19 protein-coding genes, 1 other RNA gene and 1 other annotated feature are annotated in these 15,494 nt (G+C 55.1%); of the genes, 3 read left to right on the plus strand and 17 right to left on the minus strand.

All coding sequences use genetic code 11. The features are described 5' to 3' along the window. Nucleotides 1-24 precede the first annotated feature (24 nt). Complete coding sequence (locus EKM90_RS03775; protein ID WP_164507845.1) at nucleotides 25-996, plus strand: asparaginase; 972 nt, start codon at nucleotides 25-27, stop codon at nucleotides 994-996. Beyond that, nucleotides 983-1,651 (plus strand): endonuclease III domain-containing protein, encoded by a 669-nt coding sequence (locus EKM90_RS03780; RefSeq protein WP_125579830.1) that lies wholly within the window; start codon nucleotides 983-985, stop codon nucleotides 1,649-1,651. The genes EKM90_RS03775 and EKM90_RS03780 overlap by 14 nt, the downstream gene beginning before the upstream one ends. A gap of 13 nt (nucleotides 1,652-1,664) precedes the next feature. Here the strand turns inward: EKM90_RS03780 and EKM90_RS03785 are convergent, their stop codons facing one another. The 15 genes from EKM90_RS03785 to mprF form a co-directional block, all read right to left on the minus strand. After that, nucleotides 1,665-2,387, minus strand: coding sequence for an acyl-[acyl-carrier-protein] thioesterase (locus tag EKM90_RS03785; protein WP_125579832.1), 723 nt, complete (start codon nucleotides 2,385-2,387; stop codon nucleotides 1,665-1,667). Nucleotides 2,388-2,402: 15 nt separating this feature from the next. After that, entirely contained in the window at nucleotides 2,403-3,260 is an 858-nt protein-coding gene (rsmI, locus tag EKM90_RS03790) for a 16S rRNA (cytidine(1402)-2'-O)-methyltransferase (RefSeq protein ID WP_125579834.1), read from the minus strand. Continuing rightward, a complete protein-coding gene (locus tag EKM90_RS03795) occupies nucleotides 3,260-3,598 on the minus strand; it encodes a DNA replication initiation control protein YabA (protein ID WP_125579835.1) in 339 nt (112 codons plus the stop codon). The genes rsmI and EKM90_RS03795 overlap by 1 nt, the downstream gene beginning before the upstream one ends. 4 nt (nucleotides 3,599-3,602) lie before the next feature. Beyond that, a complete protein-coding gene (gene holB / locus EKM90_RS03800) occupies nucleotides 3,603-4,577 on the minus strand; it encodes a DNA polymerase III subunit delta' (protein WP_125579837.1) in 975 nt (324 codons plus the stop codon). Then, on the minus strand, nucleotides 4,577-4,906 hold the full coding sequence (locus EKM90_RS03805; protein WP_125579839.1) for a cyclic-di-AMP receptor: 330 nt from the start codon (nucleotides 4,904-4,906) through the stop codon (nucleotides 4,577-4,579). The genes holB and EKM90_RS03805 overlap by 1 nt, the downstream gene beginning before the upstream one ends. Further along, on the minus strand, nucleotides 4,903-5,568 hold the full coding sequence (tmk, locus tag EKM90_RS03810; RefSeq protein WP_125579841.1) for a dTMP kinase: 666 nt from the start codon (nucleotides 5,566-5,568) through the stop codon (nucleotides 4,903-4,905). Before tmk ends, EKM90_RS03805 begins: the two co-directional genes overlap by 4 nt. A 107-nt stretch (nucleotides 5,569-5,675) precedes the next feature. Next, nucleotides 5,676-5,936 carry a DUF2508 family protein gene (locus tag EKM90_RS03815; protein WP_125579843.1) on the minus strand — a complete coding sequence of 87 codons (261 nt, stop codon included), beginning with the start codon at nucleotides 5,934-5,936 and terminating at the stop codon, nucleotides 5,676-5,678. Between the two features lie 271 nt (nucleotides 5,937-6,207). Beyond that, complete coding sequence (recR, locus tag EKM90_RS03820; RefSeq protein WP_125579845.1) at nucleotides 6,208-6,807, minus strand: recombination mediator RecR; 600 nt, start codon at nucleotides 6,805-6,807, stop codon at nucleotides 6,208-6,210. Nucleotides 6,808-6,815: 8 nt separating this feature from the next. Then, nucleotides 6,816-7,121: a YbaB/EbfC family nucleoid-associated protein gene (locus EKM90_RS03825; protein ID WP_125579957.1), complete on the minus strand. Its 306-nt coding sequence runs from the start codon at nucleotides 7,119-7,121 to the stop codon at nucleotides 6,816-6,818. An 18-nt stretch (nucleotides 7,122-7,139) separates the two neighbouring features. Continuing rightward, entirely contained in the window at nucleotides 7,140-8,822 is a 1,683-nt protein-coding gene (gene dnaX / locus EKM90_RS03830) for a DNA polymerase III subunit gamma/tau (RefSeq protein ID WP_125579847.1), read from the minus strand. Nucleotides 8,823-9,164: 342 nt separating this feature from the next. Then, an RNA gene (gene ffs / locus EKM90_RS03835) (signal recognition particle sRNA small type) lies at nucleotides 9,165-9,251 on the minus strand. 101 nt (nucleotides 9,252-9,352) lie between these two features. Next, nucleotides 9,353-9,475: a response regulator gene (locus EKM90_RS13115; RefSeq protein WP_263852865.1), complete on the minus strand. Its 123-nt coding sequence runs from the start codon at nucleotides 9,473-9,475 to the stop codon at nucleotides 9,353-9,355. Continuing rightward, nucleotides 9,472-9,972: a tRNA adenosine(34) deaminase TadA gene (gene tadA, locus EKM90_RS03840; protein WP_125579849.1), complete on the minus strand. Its 501-nt coding sequence runs from the start codon at nucleotides 9,970-9,972 to the stop codon at nucleotides 9,472-9,474. Before tadA ends, EKM90_RS13115 begins: the two co-directional genes overlap by 4 nt. A gap of 24 nt (nucleotides 9,973-9,996) precedes the next feature. Then, nucleotides 9,997-10,602 carry a class I SAM-dependent methyltransferase gene (locus EKM90_RS03845; protein ID WP_125579851.1) on the minus strand — a complete coding sequence of 202 codons (606 nt, stop codon included), beginning with the start codon at nucleotides 10,600-10,602 and terminating at the stop codon, nucleotides 9,997-9,999. Nucleotides 10,603-10,605: 3 nt separating this feature from the next. Further along, on the minus strand, nucleotides 10,606-13,227 hold the full coding sequence (gene mprF, locus EKM90_RS03850; protein ID WP_125579853.1) for a bifunctional lysylphosphatidylglycerol flippase/synthetase MprF: 2,622 nt from the start codon (nucleotides 13,225-13,227) through the stop codon (nucleotides 10,606-10,608). Nucleotides 13,228-13,358: 131 nt separating this feature from the next. Between mprF and EKM90_RS03855 the strand changes: the two genes are divergently transcribed. Then, complete coding sequence (locus EKM90_RS03855) at nucleotides 13,359-14,144, plus strand: hypothetical protein (RefSeq protein WP_125579855.1); 786 nt, start codon at nucleotides 13,359-13,361, stop codon at nucleotides 14,142-14,144. A 105-nt stretch (nucleotides 14,145-14,249) separates the two neighbouring features. Here the strand turns inward: EKM90_RS03855 and rplL are convergent, their stop codons facing one another. Next, nucleotides 14,250-14,618, minus strand: coding sequence for a 50S ribosomal protein L7/L12 (rplL, locus tag EKM90_RS03860; protein ID WP_125579857.1), 369 nt, complete (start codon nucleotides 14,616-14,618; stop codon nucleotides 14,250-14,252). Nucleotides 14,619-14,678: 60 nt separating this feature from the next. Continuing rightward, nucleotides 14,679-15,185, minus strand: a complete 507-nt coding sequence (rplJ, locus tag EKM90_RS03865) for a 50S ribosomal protein L10 (RefSeq protein ID WP_125579859.1) — start codon at nucleotides 15,183-15,185, stop codon at nucleotides 14,679-14,681. 32 nt (nucleotides 15,186-15,217) lie between these two features. Beyond that, nucleotides 15,218-15,336 (minus strand) — a sequence feature (ribosomal protein L10 leader region). Between the last annotated feature and the right edge of the window lie 158 nt (nucleotides 15,337-15,494).

Here is a 15,494-nt window from a genome sequence, read left to right on the forward strand (position 1 = left end):
CTTATTCACAATCCTTGGAGGTGCATCTTGAAACATATCCTAGTTCTGCATACTGGCGGCACCATTTCGATGACCGAAAATGCTGACGGCGCTGTGGTGCCAAGCGTCAACAACCCGCTTTTAGGCGTGGCGACCCATTTTCCAGACGTCGCGATCACGTCAGAAGAAGCCTTCAACTTGCCCTCGCCGCACATCACGCCAGCGCACATGTTGCAATTAAGTCTGCGCATTCGCGAAGCCGAAGCCAATGGGATTGATGGCGTTGTCGTGACCCATGGCACCGACACGCTGGAAGAAACCGCCTTTTTTCTGGATCTGACCACTGATGCGAAAATTCCTGTCGTGGTCACCGGCGCGATGCGTTCCAGTAATGAAATTGGGGCCGATGGTGATTATAATTTTCTGTCGGCCATTCGCGTTGCCGCTAGCGATCAGGCGTGTGGCATGGGCTGCCTGGTGGTGATGAATGACGAAATCCACAGCGCCCGCTTTGTGACCAAGACGCACACCACCAACGTGGCCACTTTCCGCACGCCGACTTTTGGCCCCATCGGCTTGGTCGGCAAAAACGGCGTGATGTTCTTTCAGCAGCTGCTGCGGACAGCTACCAGTCCCATTGATGAAATCAAGGCCCCCGTCTTTTTGCTGAAGGCTTATGCCGGCATGGATGGCACCCTATTCGATGCCTTGCCCGCTGATACCGCAGGCCTCGTGATTGAGGCGCTCGGCGCCGGCAATTTGCCGCCAGCCACTTTGCCTGCCCTTCAGCGCCTGCTGGACCGCAATGTGCCAGTGGTGCTGGTGTCGCGCTGCTTCAATGGCATCGCGCAAGATATCTACGACTACGAAGGCGGCGGTGTCGGGCTGAAACAAATGGGTGTGATTTTCTGCCGCGGCCTGAATGGCCAAAAAGCGCGCATCAAGCTGATTGTTGGGTTGTCAGCAGGCAAAACCGGGGCCGCTTTGGCGGCGTATGTCAACAATGCCGTCAGCTAAACTCACCCTCCCCACGCTTTATCACACCCTCGCCCAAGAGCTGGGACCGTCCGGTTGGTGGCCAGCGGAGTCCAAATACGAAATTCTGGTGGGCGCGATTTTGGTGCAAAACACCAACTGGCGCAATGTTGATCGTAGCTTAACCAACCTGCGGCAAGGGCCGGGCTTTGACCCCGCTGCACTGGCGGCGCTGAAGCAGACTGATTGGATCGAGCTGATTCGACCGAGCGGCTTTTACCAGAATAAAAGCAAAGCCTTGATGGCGCTCTTCCAGTTCCTGCAGCCCTCCGCCTTTGACCTAGCGGCAATCGGCCGCCGTTCGCCGGCACAGCTGCGGCAGCAGTTGCTTGCCTTGCCTGGCATCGGCAACGAAACCGCTGATGCGATGCGACTTTACGCCTTCGACCAGCCGACCTTCATCGCCGACCTGTATGCGCGCCGGCTGTTTGGCTGGTTAGGCCAGCCTTTTCCCACCTATCCCAAACTGGCGCAAGTGACCACTGCAGTCGCCCAATGGCCACTGGCGGATGCGCAGGAATTTCACGGCTTGATTGATAATTTCGGCAAAACCGTCAAAAGCCAAGCCGCCTTTGCCGCTAGCTTTCTAAGCGGAACCGCCTTGAACCTTGGCCCAACCAAAAAGCAGACTCCCTAGGGAATCTGCTTTTTTAGCGTGCCCGCCAAGTTAACTTGGCCTCGGCGTTCACCACGCCATCGGTACTGATCTGATGGTAGGACGTTTTGCCTTCTACCGTCACTGCCGCGTCCACCGTCGTGCCATAAGTGGCTTCGCGCGCGTACTTGATATCCACGGACTGCGGCTGGTGACTAGTGAGAAAATCCGCCCCCAGTGCATCTTCGAGCCAGTCCATGTAGTGCGCATTATTGACATGGCCATTGCGGTCAATGTCAAAATACCGCACGCGATAGGTCAAGGTCTGATCAAACTCGGTGCGCTTGGTCAGGCGGGGAAAACGTTCAACTTTAGTGTCAAATGCCGCGCCAACTTTCTCAGGGAAGCTAGTGATAATCGGGATGATTTTGCGCTTGGTCAAATCCATCATCACCCAGGCCCCGTGCATCATCACGATGCGCTGGCCGCTTTGATCTTCAATCCAGTAGTCACGGTAGGTCATCAGCTTATTGTAACTGGTGGCCTGCGTGCCAATGATGAGCGGTTCGTCCACATTCGGCATCCGCGTGATGTCAATGTGATACTGGGTGATCACCCACCCCGCCCCGTGCTCGGCCAAGGCACTCATGCCGGCGCCAATTTGGTCGAGCTGTTTTTCCGAAATCAGGAGCATGATATTGACCATGTTGCTAAGCGTCAGCTCACCGGTTTTCGTGCCGAGGAAAAAAGGCACGGTCAGTGGTTCTGTATACTCCAAATAATCTCCTCCTGCTTATAACCCATGAAATTCGTTGTAGACATCCTGCTTCTTGAGGCCGTTACTTTTTGCCACTGCTTTAATGGCATCATTGGGCCGCTCGCCGCCATCAACTAGGGCCTGGACTTGCTCAGCCAGCGGCAACGCGCTACGCTCAGGTGTCACTGGTGCGCCTGGCGCCACGATAATCACAAATTCACCACGCACGCCGGCTTTAGCGTAGTCGATCAGCTCAGTCAAGGAACCACGAATAAATTCCTCGAACTTCTTGGTCAGCTCACGCGCCAGCACCGCCTGGCGATCGCCCAGCCCGGCCTGCAACGCTGCTAGTGTTTTCGCCACGCGATAAGGTGACTCGTAAAAAATAATCGCCTGCTGCTCATCCTTCAATGCCGCCAAGACGGCCTGCTGCTCGCTAGCCTTGCGCGGCAAGAAACCATAAAACATAAACGGCTGGGGCGCAATGCCACTGGCAATCAGGGCGGTTAAGCCGGCATTGGCCCCTGGTAGTGGCACCACCGGAATCCCAGCCTCAATCGCGGCTTTCACCAGTTCCTTGCCTGGATCGGAAATCGATGGCATCCCTGCATCAGAACACTGGGCGATGTTTTGCCCAGCTTGCAGTTTGGCCAGCAGTTCCGGAATGCGGGCTTGGGTGTTGTGCTCATGGAAGCTGATTTGCTTGGTGGTAATTTCAAAGCGATTCAGCAGCTTTTGCGTGTTGCGCGTGTCTTCGGCTGCAATCAGATCAACCATCTGCAACGTCTTCACCGCGCGGAAGGTCATGTCATCCAGATTGCCAATCGGCGTCGGCACTAGGTATAGGGTACCAGTCTCATGGGGCGCAAAGCTCGCCATTTGCTCAGCGGTCATCAGTGTTCACCATAGATGACATCGAGGCAAAAAGCACAGGATTCATCAGCCACACGGCGCTGGCCATAGAAATACGGGCACACATGAAAACCTTCGTTATACAGACTCTCCAGGTTGGCCTTCGATTTGGACAGTTCTACGGCACCATTCGTCTCGTTTTCACTGCTATCTTGCAGTTCGGCCAGGTGCTCGCGCAGATGCTTGTTTTCCATTTCGAGTTCGGCATTATGCTCCAAGGTATGCGCCAGCTCGTCTTTCAGACTGGTGATTTTAGTTAAAATCGCCTGCGTATCATGCTCAAGTTGAATAAAACTATCATAGAGATCTTTTTTCTCCACGTGATCACCCTTCTAGCAGCGTTAACACCAGCTGCTCGACTGCCGATTGAAATGTGACATTCTGGTCTAACCTGATTTGCGCGGCCAAAATCGCGGCCAACGCGCGACTTAGCAACTGGCCACTGAGCTCACTAAGCTGCTCAATGACCTCGGCTTGGCCAAAGGCTTGCGGCGCTTGGACTTGGTAATGGCAGTTCAGGGCATCGCCGTAGCCCAGCGCTAGCATCGCCAGCAGCTGCTTTTGATCAGCCGGCGTTTTGGCATTGGGCACCAGCTGCGTTTGCACCATCACAAAGGCCTCGGGATCTTGCGCCGCAGTTTTGCGCAGCAACATCAAAACGGCCCCGACCTGCTTTTCAAATTGCGGCGCCTCAGCCAGCGCCTGCGCCGCCGCGACGTCTGCAGTCAGATGCCCGGCCACGCTGGCTAACTGCGGCGCAATCCCAGCGGCAGTCAGCTGATCAATCACCGCTTGCGCCGGCGCCGGCTGAAAGTTAATCACCTGCGCCCGCGACACAATCGTCGGTAGCAACTGATTTTTGGCACTCGTCGTCAGGATGATGGTCATCCCTGGCACCGGCTCTTCATAGAACTTCAGCAGGCTATTCTCCGCCCCTGCCGTGAGCTTTTCCGCATCGGTGACGATGAAAATCCGCCGGTTGCTTTCGACCCCGGTTTTGCTCATTTCGGCTTTCAAGTTGCGAATATCGTCGACTTTGATGCTTTTGGCATCGCTTTGCAGCCACACCACGTCAGGATGGTTGCCTGACAGCACCCGCTGGCATTCCGCGCACTGCCCGCAAGGTTGCCCATCCTGCACATTTTGACAAAATAGACGCTGGGCGATCCACTGCGCCAGCGCCGCCTTGCCCACCCCGGCCGGACCGGCGAAAATATACGCCTGACTTAGCTCGCCGCGCGCGATAATCGCCTCAAACTGCGCCAGCAGCTTGGGCTGCAGGACATTCAAGTCAGCCATTAGAACTGATGGAACGCGTCAACGGGCAGCACGAACACCGTGGCCCCGCCGACTTGCACTTCAATCGGGTAAGCCATGCTGCTGTCTGCAGTGGCGTCTAAGTTCACCGGCGGGGTCATGAATTGCCGCCGGGTTTGGGCAGATTCTTTGATGATCTGCAGCACTTCGTCAACGCGTTCATCTTCAACCCCGATGATGAAGGTCGTGTTGCCTGACTTCAGGAAGCCGCCAGTGGAGGACAACTTCGTGGCGCGAATATTGGCGTCGATGAATTCGCTGGACAACAAGTTGCTATCTTTATCTTGAACAATGGCCATGATGAGCTTCATAAGGTTTCCTCCTTGCGACTCTGCCAAGCGGCGCCAAGATGCGCTTTGAGCACCGCCTCACAGGCTTTGATCACGTCTTCTAAGGGCTGGCCGGCATCCACGGTTTTGATGCGCTGCGGTTGGGCTTGGGCCAAGGCCAAATAAGTGGCGCGCACCCGTTCATGGAACGCGAGCTGCTCTTGATCGAGCCGGTCATACTGGCGGCTGGCGCGATGGGCCTTGATCCGGGCTAAGCCTTCGGCGCTGGGAATGTCCAGGTAAATGGTCAATTCGGGACTCATGCCATCGGTGGCAAACTGATTCATCGCCAGCACCGCTTCCGCCCCGATTTCCCGGCCGCCACCTTGGTAAGCCACCGAGCTATCCACGAAACGATCGCAAATGACCAGCGCCCCTTTGGCCAGCGCCGGGCGAATGACTTCAACCAGGTGTTGACGGCGCGAGGCCGCATAGAGCAACGCCTCGGTTTTGGCATCCATCGCCGTGTTGGCAGGATCTAAAATCAAGGTACGGATTTTTTCTGAAATCTCGGCGCCTCCCGGTTCGCGGGTCAACTTGACTGGGGCCTCGACATGCGCCTGAATCACCGGCATTAGGGCATTCAACACGCTGGTTTTACCCGCCCCGTCCGGCCCTTCGAACGTGATAAATCTTCCTGCCACGACATTCACTCTCTTCTACTGTGTTACTTCTAGTTTACTTGAAACCCGCCATAAATTAAACCATCAGTACCGCAACGCAAAAAAGCCGTTGCCGGCTTTTGATCGAGTCATTGATTTTCTTCCAGATGCGCCGCCGCAATTTGGGCCACCAGCTCCCCTGACACCTGCCGAATACGTGCTTCGCGGTGCAAAAAGTCGAACAACCCGGCCTGAACGCTCAGTTGCGCCTTGGTCAGCTCATCCACTTCCCGGAAGCTCGCAATCAGCTTCCGTTGCGCCGCCATTTTGTCGCGGACGACGTAGACTTCAAGCATCAGATTGCGGTCGGCATTTTCTTTGATTGAAGGTTTTGATTTATGAAAAAACATGGGGCACTCCTTTCAGGCAAAAGGCTGCGGAGCGGGGCGTACTTAGGATGATGGCTAGCCAGCTGGCGTAGCTAATCACTCAGGCGTTGGCCTCACGTAGCGCGACTACAATGAAAGACCAGAAATCGACCGCAATCTAGTTGCGCTGCGGTCGGCAACGCTCGAGCGACTAGCTACGCTCCGAGCCTCATCGGCAAAGTACGCCGACAATGCTCAGAGCTAGGCTACTCGTCGAGCTAAGCCCGCCGACCTCCACAGCCTTTGACCTCGCCTATATTTCCGTCCGCCCTTCAACGGCCTTTAGCAGGGTCATTTCGTCGGCATACTCAATATCTGACCCCACGGCCAAGCCATGGGCTAGGCGCGTGACTTTGATTTGGGCCGGTTTGATCAACCGGGCTAGGTACTGGGCGGTGGCTTCGCCTTCTGGGGTGGCGTTGGTGGCCACAATCACTTCTTTGACTTCCGGATGCTTTTGCAGGCGGTTGATCAGGCTTTCGATGTTGAGGTCTTCCGGTCCGCGGCCTTCGATGGGACTGAGCACGCCATGGAGGACATGGTACAAGCCATGGTATTCGTTGGTGCGGTCAATGCTCATGACATCTTTAGGCTGCTCCACCACGAGAATGGTGGTTTGGTCGCGGCCTTGATCCTGGCAGATTTCACACGGGTCATCATCGGTGATGTTGCCGCAGATGCTGCAGTAATGCAGCTTCGACTTGGCATCCGTCAGACTGGTGGCAAAGGCTTCAACGTCATCTTTGTTCATATCAATGGTGTAAAACGCCAGGCGGGTGGCAGTCTTACTCCCAATGCCAGGCAACTTCATGTAGCTGGCAATTAGTTTTTCGATCGGTGCAGGATATTGCATGTTGCCTCCTAGCCCGGTAGGCCGCGGGTGTACTTGCCCATTTTGGCCTTGGTGGCATCATCGACTTGCTTCAAGCCAGCATTAACGGCTTCCAGCACCAGGTCTTGGAGCATGTCAGGATCGTCAGGGTCAATGGCCTCAGGTTTGATCTGGATGTCTTTCAGCGTTTTGTCGCCTGCAAACACCACCGTCACCATGTCACTGGCGGAAGTCGCCGTGAATTCAGTGGCATTGAGTTCGTCTTGGGCCTGAGTCATTTCTTTTTGCAGCTTTTGCATTTGTTTCATCATGCCAGCCATATTGCCGCCACGCATCATATCAATCACTCTTTCCTAGTCGTTTTTAATCGTAATGTTGTCTTGGCCGAACAAGTCGGTCATCGTTTTTACCACCGGCGGCACTGCTGCCGGCTGCGGCGCCGCGTGCGGCGCGCCGTTTTCTGCCAGATAGGCTTTGCGCACGCGCGGCCATTCGTCTTGCTGCACGAGGACAATCTGTTTCGGACTGCCCATCAGCTTCGCCAGGTCATCCTTCAGCGCTGCCAGCAGGTTAGCGTCGTTGCTGGCGCGTTCGACAAAAATGTCATAAGCAAAACTGACAATCACGCCTTCAGGACTGGCCGCCACGGGCTTGGACACCTTCATCATGGCCTGATCTGGGACCGACAGCATGGACAAAAGATCGGGCCAAATGTCACGCACTGCTTCTAGGTCGTGCTTGGTGGCGGCACCCAGTACCGGATAAATCTGGGCCTTGTTGACTTTGACCGGCTTGGCTTTTGGCTTCGGCTTGGCCGCCGGGGCTTGCCCGCCGGCTTGCAGGTTCTGCACCAGCTGAGTCAACCGCGAAACCTCGCCTTCCAACTTGGTCACAGCGGAAGCATCCGCAGGGGCGGCCTGAGCCGCTGCTACTGGCGCGGCGGTCTGAGTCGGCACCGGCTGCCCCAGCTGCACCGTTGCCACTTCCAGGTACAAGGTGGGACTATTGGTCAGCCGCAGCTGCCCTTGGGTTTGGTTGAGCACCGCAATCATCTGGTACAGCTGGCTTGGGGCAAAGCTGGCGGCTAGCGCCTTAAAGTGCGTGTCTTGCAATGCACTGGCGGTGTCGTTGACTAAGGTCGGGGCCTGCTGGTACACCAGCAGGTCGCGCAGGTAGCCAATCAAATCATCAATCAGGCGCCCGGCGTCCTTGCCGCTTGCCAGCAGCTGTTCGATGGTGGTCAGCGCCGCCGCAGTATCATGATTCGCCAAATGCTGGAGGTATTCCCCTAGCTGGGTTACCGCTGCCCCGCCGGTGACATCCAAAGCATTTTCCACGGTGACGTGATCCTGCCCAAAAGCGAGCACCTGATCCAGGATGGATAGCGCATCGCGCATGCCGCCTTCTGCCGCCTTGGCAATCACCAGCAAGGCTTGGTCATCATAGGTGATGCCTTTTTCGTCTAGGATATGCTTCATCCGGTCGACAATATCTTGCGGCGTGATCCGGCGAAAATCGAACCGCTGCGTCCGCGAAATAATGGTGGCTGGGATTTTTTGCGGCTCGGTGGTGGCCAAAATGAACACCACATGCGCCGGCGGTTCCTCCAAAGTCTTCAGCAAGGCATTGAACGCGCCGGTCGACAGCATGTGGACTTCGTCGATGATGTAAACTTTGACTTTCGCGGCGGTCGGCGCGTACTTGGCCTTGTCGCGAATGTCCCGGATTTCGTCGACCCCGTTGTTTGACGCCGCATCGATTTCAATCACGTCAGTTAAGCTGCCATTATTGATGGCGACACATAAGTCGCAGGTATTATCCGGCTCGCCGTCTTCCAGATGGCGGCAGTTCAGCGCCTTGGCCAAGATTTTCGCCACACTGGTTTTCCCGGTGCCGCGGGGCCCGCAGAAGAGATAAGCGTGGCTGGTTTGGCCGGTAATCAGCGCATTTTTTAAAGTCGTGGTGATGGCCGTTTGCCCAATCACATCGGCGAAGGTTTGAGGTCGCCACACCCGATACAACGCTTGATAAGCCACTGTCCTCATCCTTTCTATCTGTTCTAGTTTACCATACGCGACCAGGCTCCGGCGCCGCATTTATGCTCACTGCCAGGAAAAGTCACGCGGGGTAAATTCGTGATCGTTCAGCCGGCTAAACCATGCAAATCTTTGCCCACACCGAGGAGATTTGCTCATGTAACGTTACTGATGCCGTCATCCCTGGCCCTTGCTGGTGGCCGGTCGGTTGGGCTGTGGGCCGGGTCTGGCAGGCGTTTACGGTGGCGAGACCGTTGATCATTGGTGCCTGGTGGTGCAAGGTCTTGGTTTAAAGGCACAGAAAAGGACGCCTCGACAAGGAGACGTCCTGTTGATTGACTCAAAAACTTAAGGCACATGACAAACGATTCTTAGTGCTGCTTCCTTCCGGACCTGACACAATTCGAAAGGCTGCCATTGCCTCAAGGCCTTTCGGCAAAATCTAGTATACACGAAACCCTAAGCCTTGACTAGTCTGCATCGCAGAACCATTAATCGCTGCTCCGGACCAGTTCATCAATATTTTGTAATTAGGCCGCCGCCTTGGTTGCGGCAGCCAAATTCCCCGCTTCCAGCACCTGATACTGACTGGCAAAAAAGGCTGCCATGCTGGCGCGCAGGCCTGGCTCGTCTTCCACAATCAGGATTTTCATGGCTGTCCCTCCTGCCGGGCCTTTTTCGCTGCCTTGCGTTGCGCGCGAATGCCCCGGAAAAAGTCCTGCAGCAATGCCGCCGCTTCCGCTTGTTTGACGCCGGCCACCACCTCAACTTGGTGGTTGAACCGCTGATCTGCGAGCAAATCCACCAGCGTGCCAGCGGCGCCCGCTTTGGGGTCTGGGGCCCCGTAGTAACAACGACGTAGGCGACTGTTGATCATCGCGCCGGCGCACATCGGGCATGGCTCCAGTGTGACATACAAATCGCAATCTTCCAGCCGCCAGCTGCCCAAGGTCATGCAGGCTTCTTGAATGGCTAAGATTTCGGCATGCAGCGTGCTGTCCTGGCTGTGTTCGCGCAGGTTATGCCCGCGCCCTACCACCTGACCCTCATGCACAATCACCGCCCCAATCGGCACTTCGCCAATCAGGCCGGCGTCGCGGGCTTCTTCTAGCGCGAGGTCCATGTAATGCTCGGATTCTGATTGGTTCATGAGCGGCTCCTTTCGCAATCAACGCTAGGCCGTTGGTTTCGTGGCCCGCAAAATATAATACCCGTGGGCCATCTTCAGCTTTTCGGCTTGGCCAAAAGTGGCCTGCATCAGCTTCAAAGCCGACGGGGCGCCTTGCTTTTTCTGGAGCACGGCATAGAGCTGGCCGCCTGGCAGCAAATGCGCAAGGGCCCCTTCCAGAATGGCCGAAACAATCGCTTTGCCGGCGCGAATCGGTGGGTTCGTGACAATGACGCCAAATTGCCCGTCAATCGCATCGTATACCGACGATTCAACAATAGTGACATTAGCGATTTGGTTCGCTTCGGCATTGCGTTTGGCTAGGCCCAAAGCGCGTTCGTTCACATCGCTCATCACCACTTGCCGCTCTGGATACTGCTTGGCCAAGGCCAAACCAATTGGACCGTAGCCACAGCCAACATCTAAAATTGGCCCGGCTGGCAGGGTTTGTTCGACCACGGTGTCAATCAGTACCCGGCTGCCAAAATCCACCGTGTGCTTGGAAAACACCCCGTTATCGGCGGTGAACCGCAACGGATGGCCAGCTAGGGTAAAGTTGAATTCGTGTTCATCATGCGCGAGGTCAGGATCATTTTCATAATAATGGGACATGTTTTACCTCTCAGTTCGTTGGACCAAGTCACTGATCCGATTGATTTTAGCCAAGCGGCGCGTCAGGTAGCTGCCTTCCTTGCGCTGATCCACGCGCTGGTTCACCAGCAGCAGAATTTGCAGCAAAGTGAACAACAGCGAATTGCGCTTGCGATACGCGACATACTTGGGCACCCACTTGGTGACATATTTGTTCTTATATGAGCGTAACCCCTGGAAGCCATAAAAGCGATACCCATATTGGTAAACCAAATGCGCCAGTTTCTCTTCAAAAAAGGAATACGAGGAAGTGCCGACATTGGCCAGTGGCGCCATCCCCATGTTGAAGTACTGATAGCCGTCTGCTTGGGCCTGCTGGAACAAGTTGATAAAGATGCCATCCATGATGCCACTTGGGGCGGCTTCGCTGGAGCGCATCAGGTCGATGCTGGTCGTTTGGCCATCATGCATCGGCATGGCCGAAGCAAAGGCCACGATTTGGTCCGCTTGGTCTTTGATGACCGCCACCGGCGCCGTGTTCAGATAATCGGCATCGAAAAAGCCGAGCGAAAAGCCTTTTTCCGGGCGGCCTTCCAGCCAACTATCTGATACCTGCTTAAGTGCCGCAAGGGTCTCGGCACTAAACGGGGGCTTGAGCCACTCGTAAGTGTACCCTTCACGCTCAAATTTGTGCATCAAAGCGCGCTCCCCTTTGCGCTTGGTGCCTGCTAAGGTGAAGTTGGTCACATCCACATCACCTTCTTCCCCGAACTTCATGAAGTCAAACCCATACTCATGCAGCAGCATCGTCAGCTGCTCGGAGATTTCGTAGAAGACCAGCGTCAAGTCATTGCGGTCAGCAGCGACCATGAAATCGGCAATGGCGGGGCCAATTTGGTCCGGATCACCGATTGGCTCCCCAAGTATCACGATTTTATCGGTTTTCTTACGATACAGGAAGAACACCCGGTCCTCGCCGGCCACCTGATAGAAACGCAACTTTTTATCGCCGGTGAAGGCCAAATGTGAAATTTCATTGCCGCCGTATTGCGCCAGCACCGCCTTGACTCGCGCCACATCAAGGTCAACGCCAAGATTGGGCTTCGGGTTGGACAGATAGTGATAAATCACGCCCAGCGTCAGCGCCGCCACCAACACCCCAACAAAAGTGGAAAACCACATCCGCTCTGACGGAAAGAGGAAGACCTGTGGCACTGGCCGGCGATGGTGAATATTGGGCACATTGTAGAACAACGCCAGCGCATAAAACAGCGCCGTCATCCCGAAAATACCGGCATCAACGAGTCGATTCCCCCAAGGAAAATCCATCCGGTCGCGGGTCAATTCCTTGCGCGCGAATACCGCCGCCACGAGAATGACCGCCAGAAAAAGGATGAAGCGCAAGCTATACTCACGCATCAGCGAGCCACCCAAGGCCAGCAACAGCACGATGACCGTCGGCGCGTAAGCCTTTTTGACCCGATTAGCAATGCCGCGAGCAAAACCGAAAATGATAAAGGCCATCATGATATTGGTGACCCGGCTCAAAAACAGGAAGGTGTATGGGTACAGCCGCACAAACACGTGGTTCTTCATTGCCGACACCGGAATAATGCCACGCAGCAGCAGCATAATGGCGGAGAAATACAGGAAGACCACCAGCACGATATGTGCCACTTTCCGCACCACTTGTAGCGGCAGGCCTTCGAGTTCGGCATTCAATCGGCGGCCAGCATCCTGCAGAAACAAGCCGATCCCAATCAGGAAAGGAATCACATAGTAGAACAACCGGTAAAACAGCAACCACACCGCCGCTAGGTTATTGTTCACGCCAAGCTGGGTCAGCCCCAGCAACATGAACACATCAAAAGAGCCCAAGCCCCCTGGCACCATCGAAATCACGCCGAGCACATTGGCCACCATGAACAGCGGCAGCACATGGGCCAAGTTGATTGGCACATGCATAAAGCCGCCGATGGCCAGAAAGAATAACGCGCAGCCGCCCCACTCCAGAAAAGAGCTGAGGGTCAAGCTGAGCTGGCGGCGGATGGGCATGTCAGCAAAGAAGCGTTGGTTGGACAGATGCGTCACCACCATCAGCACCGGAAAATACATGGCCCCGCCAATCAACCAAATCCAGTAATCCGAGAACATTTGCCCGATGCCTAGCCCAAAAATCAGCAGCAGCGCCAAAATGGACCACAGCGACAGCCCTGCCAGCAGAAACAAGGCGATTTTGGAAATAGCCACCAGAATTTGCTTGTTGGTCGCTTTATCGTGATAATAATTCGCCCGCAAACTGGCCCCTAAAAAGCCGCCAAAGCCGGCGATATTGGTGAAGGAATTCACCACCCAGCCCGACCGCACCACATACAGTGGCTTAAAGTCACCAGGCAGCATTTTGGTGATGGTAAAGTCGTAATTCAGCATCGGTACCACCGCCACCAACCCCAGCGCCGCCATGGCTAGCAGCGACTGCGGACTTTGTGACGCTAAGCTCGCCCGCATTTGCGCCCCACTCAGCTCGCGGCCGATTCGGCCCAGTTCGATGATCACAAACACCAACACTGACAACACAAATAGCACCTTCAGCAAGGTCAGGTGCTTGCGAATCCCATCGACAATTGATTGTCCAAACTTCTTCATAACGCCCTCCGTTCCTGTTTATTATAACGGAGGTTGACCTTGTGCCAGCTAACAATAGTGTTATACGGCGGCTTCAGTTTGTAATTCGCCTGGGGAATTCGTACAATCAAAGCAGAGATGGAGGCAGTACAATGAAATTCTTCAAAACCGGGCTCGCCGTGCTGGCCCTGGCGCTGTTAGCCGCCTGCAGCAGCCCTGCCAAAAGCGGCCAGCAGAATCAGTCCAGTAAGACCTACCCCGCCCCAACCATTAACCTGAAAACGACGCTATTCAAATCGCAAAACGGCAAAACCAAGTTGCAGTTCACCATCAGCGATAATGCCAAGTTCACGCTGCGGGATCGCGACGCGGCTGATAAGGTCCTGGTTAGCGGCACTGGCACCGGCAAGCAGCAAACCATTAACGGCGGGTTGAAACAAGGCGTCTTGACCCTGGAAGCCAAAGCGCATGGCAAAACTACCACCAAAACCCTGACCGTGGTCGACAGCGCCGGTAGCAGCACGCGCATTCTGCCAGTGAATGAAATGGGCCTCGGCCCCAATGACGCTTACGGCTTACGCATCACCAGCGTCACGCATCAGCTCGATACCACCGGCCAAGCGCTGGTCACCAAAGGCACGCTGCGCAAGAACCTGAGCGTGCAGATTACCGTGGAATATGCCAACTACAGCCAAACTGCCGCCTTTTTACCGACGCCTGATCAGTTCACCATCACCGGCCCGTTCCTCGCCCCCGCGACGGTGCCGGCCAATCAAGTGGGCACCACCAAAATCGAGCCAGGCGGCTATGCTAGCACCACCTTCTGGGCCGTGTTCGGCAATGCCGGTGTCGTTGTTGGTGCCGGCATGCACCTGCAGCTGGCCTACCAAGGCCCTGGTATGAGTGAACCATTGCTGTATCAAGCCACGACGAAATAGGCCCCTTAGCCGAGCGAAAATGCTCGGCTTTTTTGTACTTTTTTGTATCCGGAGAATCAAAAAAATCGCCAGCTGATCGCTGACGATTTTTGGGTAGACGCCTGATTACTTGAGGGTAACCGTTGCGCCAACGGCTTCAAGTTGTTCCTTGAGCTTGTTAGCTTCGTCTTCGGCGATGTCTTCCTTGATTGCGGAAGGAGCAGCATCAACCAGACCCTTGGCATCCTTAAGGCCCAAACCAGTGATGGCACGGACTTCTTTGATAACCTTAACCTTTTCCTGACCTACTTCGGTCAGTTCAACGGTGTAGCTGTCCTTAGCGGCAGCGCCAGCGTCGGCACCGGCAGCAGCGGCTGCTACAGGAGCAGCAGCGCTAACGCCGAATTCTTCTTCAATTGCTTTTACGAGGTCGTTCAGTTCAAGGATAGATGCATCTTTAAGCTGGTCGACAATTGCTTGTGTGTCTAAAGCCATGTTTGTTTCCTCCATTTTTATATGATGTTTGGTGGCATTAAGCAACGAGGTCAAGCGGCATTAAGCAGCTGGTTCCTCTTCTTTGCTGTCGGCAACGGCCTTGACAGCGTATGCGACGTTGCGTACTGGGGCCTGCAGAACAGACAACAGCATGGACAACATCCCATCGCGGTCTGGCAACGAAGCCAACTGGTTGATTTCATCAAGACTAGCAACCTTGCCTTCGATGATCCCGCCTTTTACTTCGAGGGCATCGAACTGCTTGGCATACTTAGCCATGATGCGAGCTGGAGCAACAACATCGTCATTGGAAAAGGCGATAGCAGTTGGGCCAGTGAAAACGGCATCGAGGTCTTCGTAGCCGTTAGCATCGGCTGCCCGACGCAGGTAGGTGTTCTTGATGACTTCCATCTTGACACCAGCGTCGCGCAATTCCTTACGCAATTCGGTTACTTGGGCCACGGTCAGGCCACGGTAGTTAACGACAACAGCGCTCTTAGCAGCTTTGAACTGATCAGAGATGCCAGCAACAACCTTGGCTTTGGCAGCGATAATTGTTTCACTCATTGATTTTCACCTCCTGTAGTTTGGTTGGGGTTTTTCGCATAAAAAAACTCCATGTCTACCAAGACATAGAGGTATCTAACGAACTGATACCACCTCGGCAGGATATTAAGGCTTGCGCCACCTGAGTCTTAGGCAGAGTGAATAATCACAAAAGGTAGCGTACCATGTTGGGCCATCAGCGTCAAGCGGTATTGCACTCTGAAGAAGATTTTGTGTGCTGTCGCAGGTGAGGGTGGTGCGGCGCCGGGGTGCGGTGGTCCTGCTGCGGGGTCGGCTGGAGCCATAGTGCGGTCTCCAGCCTCAAATCCG

Source organism: Lacticaseibacillus suibinensis (assembly GCF_003946175.1).
GTDB classification, from domain to species: domain Bacteria; phylum Bacillota; class Bacilli; order Lactobacillales; family Lactobacillaceae; genus Lacticaseibacillus; species Lacticaseibacillus suibinensis.

Excerpts from the sequence above, each read along its gene's own strand:
- EKM90_RS13115 (WP_263852865.1), bottom strand. The coding sequence starts at position 9,475 with ATGAAAATCCTGATTGTGGAAGACGAGCCAGGCCTGCGCGCCAGCATG.
- mprF (WP_125579853.1), bottom strand. The coding sequence starts at position 13,227 with ATGAAGAAGTTTGGACAATCAATTGTCGATGGGATTCGCAAGCACCTG.
- rplL (WP_125579857.1), bottom strand. The coding sequence starts at position 14,618 with ATGGCTTTAGACACACAAGCAATTGTCGACCAGCTTAAAGATGCATCT.
- EKM90_RS03825 (WP_125579957.1), bottom strand. The coding sequence starts at position 7,121 with ATGCGTGGCGGCAATATGGCTGGCATGATGAAACAAATGCAAAAGCTG.
- EKM90_RS03815 (WP_125579843.1), bottom strand. The coding sequence starts at position 5,936 with ATGTTTTTTCATAAATCAAAACCTTCAATCAAAGAAAATGCCGACCGC.
- tadA (WP_125579849.1), bottom strand. The coding sequence starts at position 9,972 with ATGAACCAATCAGAATCCGAGCATTACATGGACCTCGCGCTAGAAGAA.
- EKM90_RS03780 (WP_125579830.1), top strand. The coding sequence starts at position 983 with ATGCCGTCAGCTAAACTCACCCTCCCCACGCTTTATCACACCCTCGCC.
- EKM90_RS03855 (WP_125579855.1), top strand. The coding sequence starts at position 13,359 with ATGAAATTCTTCAAAACCGGGCTCGCCGTGCTGGCCCTGGCGCTGTTA.
- EKM90_RS03805 (WP_125579839.1), bottom strand. The coding sequence starts at position 4,906 with ATGAAGCTCATCATGGCCATTGTTCAAGATAAAGATAGCAACTTGTTG.
- rsmI (WP_125579834.1), bottom strand. The coding sequence starts at position 3,260 with ATGACCGCTGAGCAAATGGCGAGCTTTGCGCCCCATGAGACTGGTACC.
- holB (WP_125579837.1), bottom strand. The coding sequence starts at position 4,577 with ATGGCTGACTTGAATGTCCTGCAGCCCAAGCTGCTGGCGCAGTTTGAG.
- EKM90_RS03845 (WP_125579851.1), bottom strand. The coding sequence starts at position 10,602 with ATGTCCCATTATTATGAAAATGATCCTGACCTCGCGCATGATGAACAC.
- recR (WP_125579845.1), bottom strand. The coding sequence starts at position 6,807 with ATGCAATATCCTGCACCGATCGAAAAACTAATTGCCAGCTACATGAAG.
- rplJ (WP_125579859.1), bottom strand. The coding sequence starts at position 15,185 with ATGAGTGAAACAATTATCGCTGCCAAAGCCAAGGTTGTTGCTGGCATC.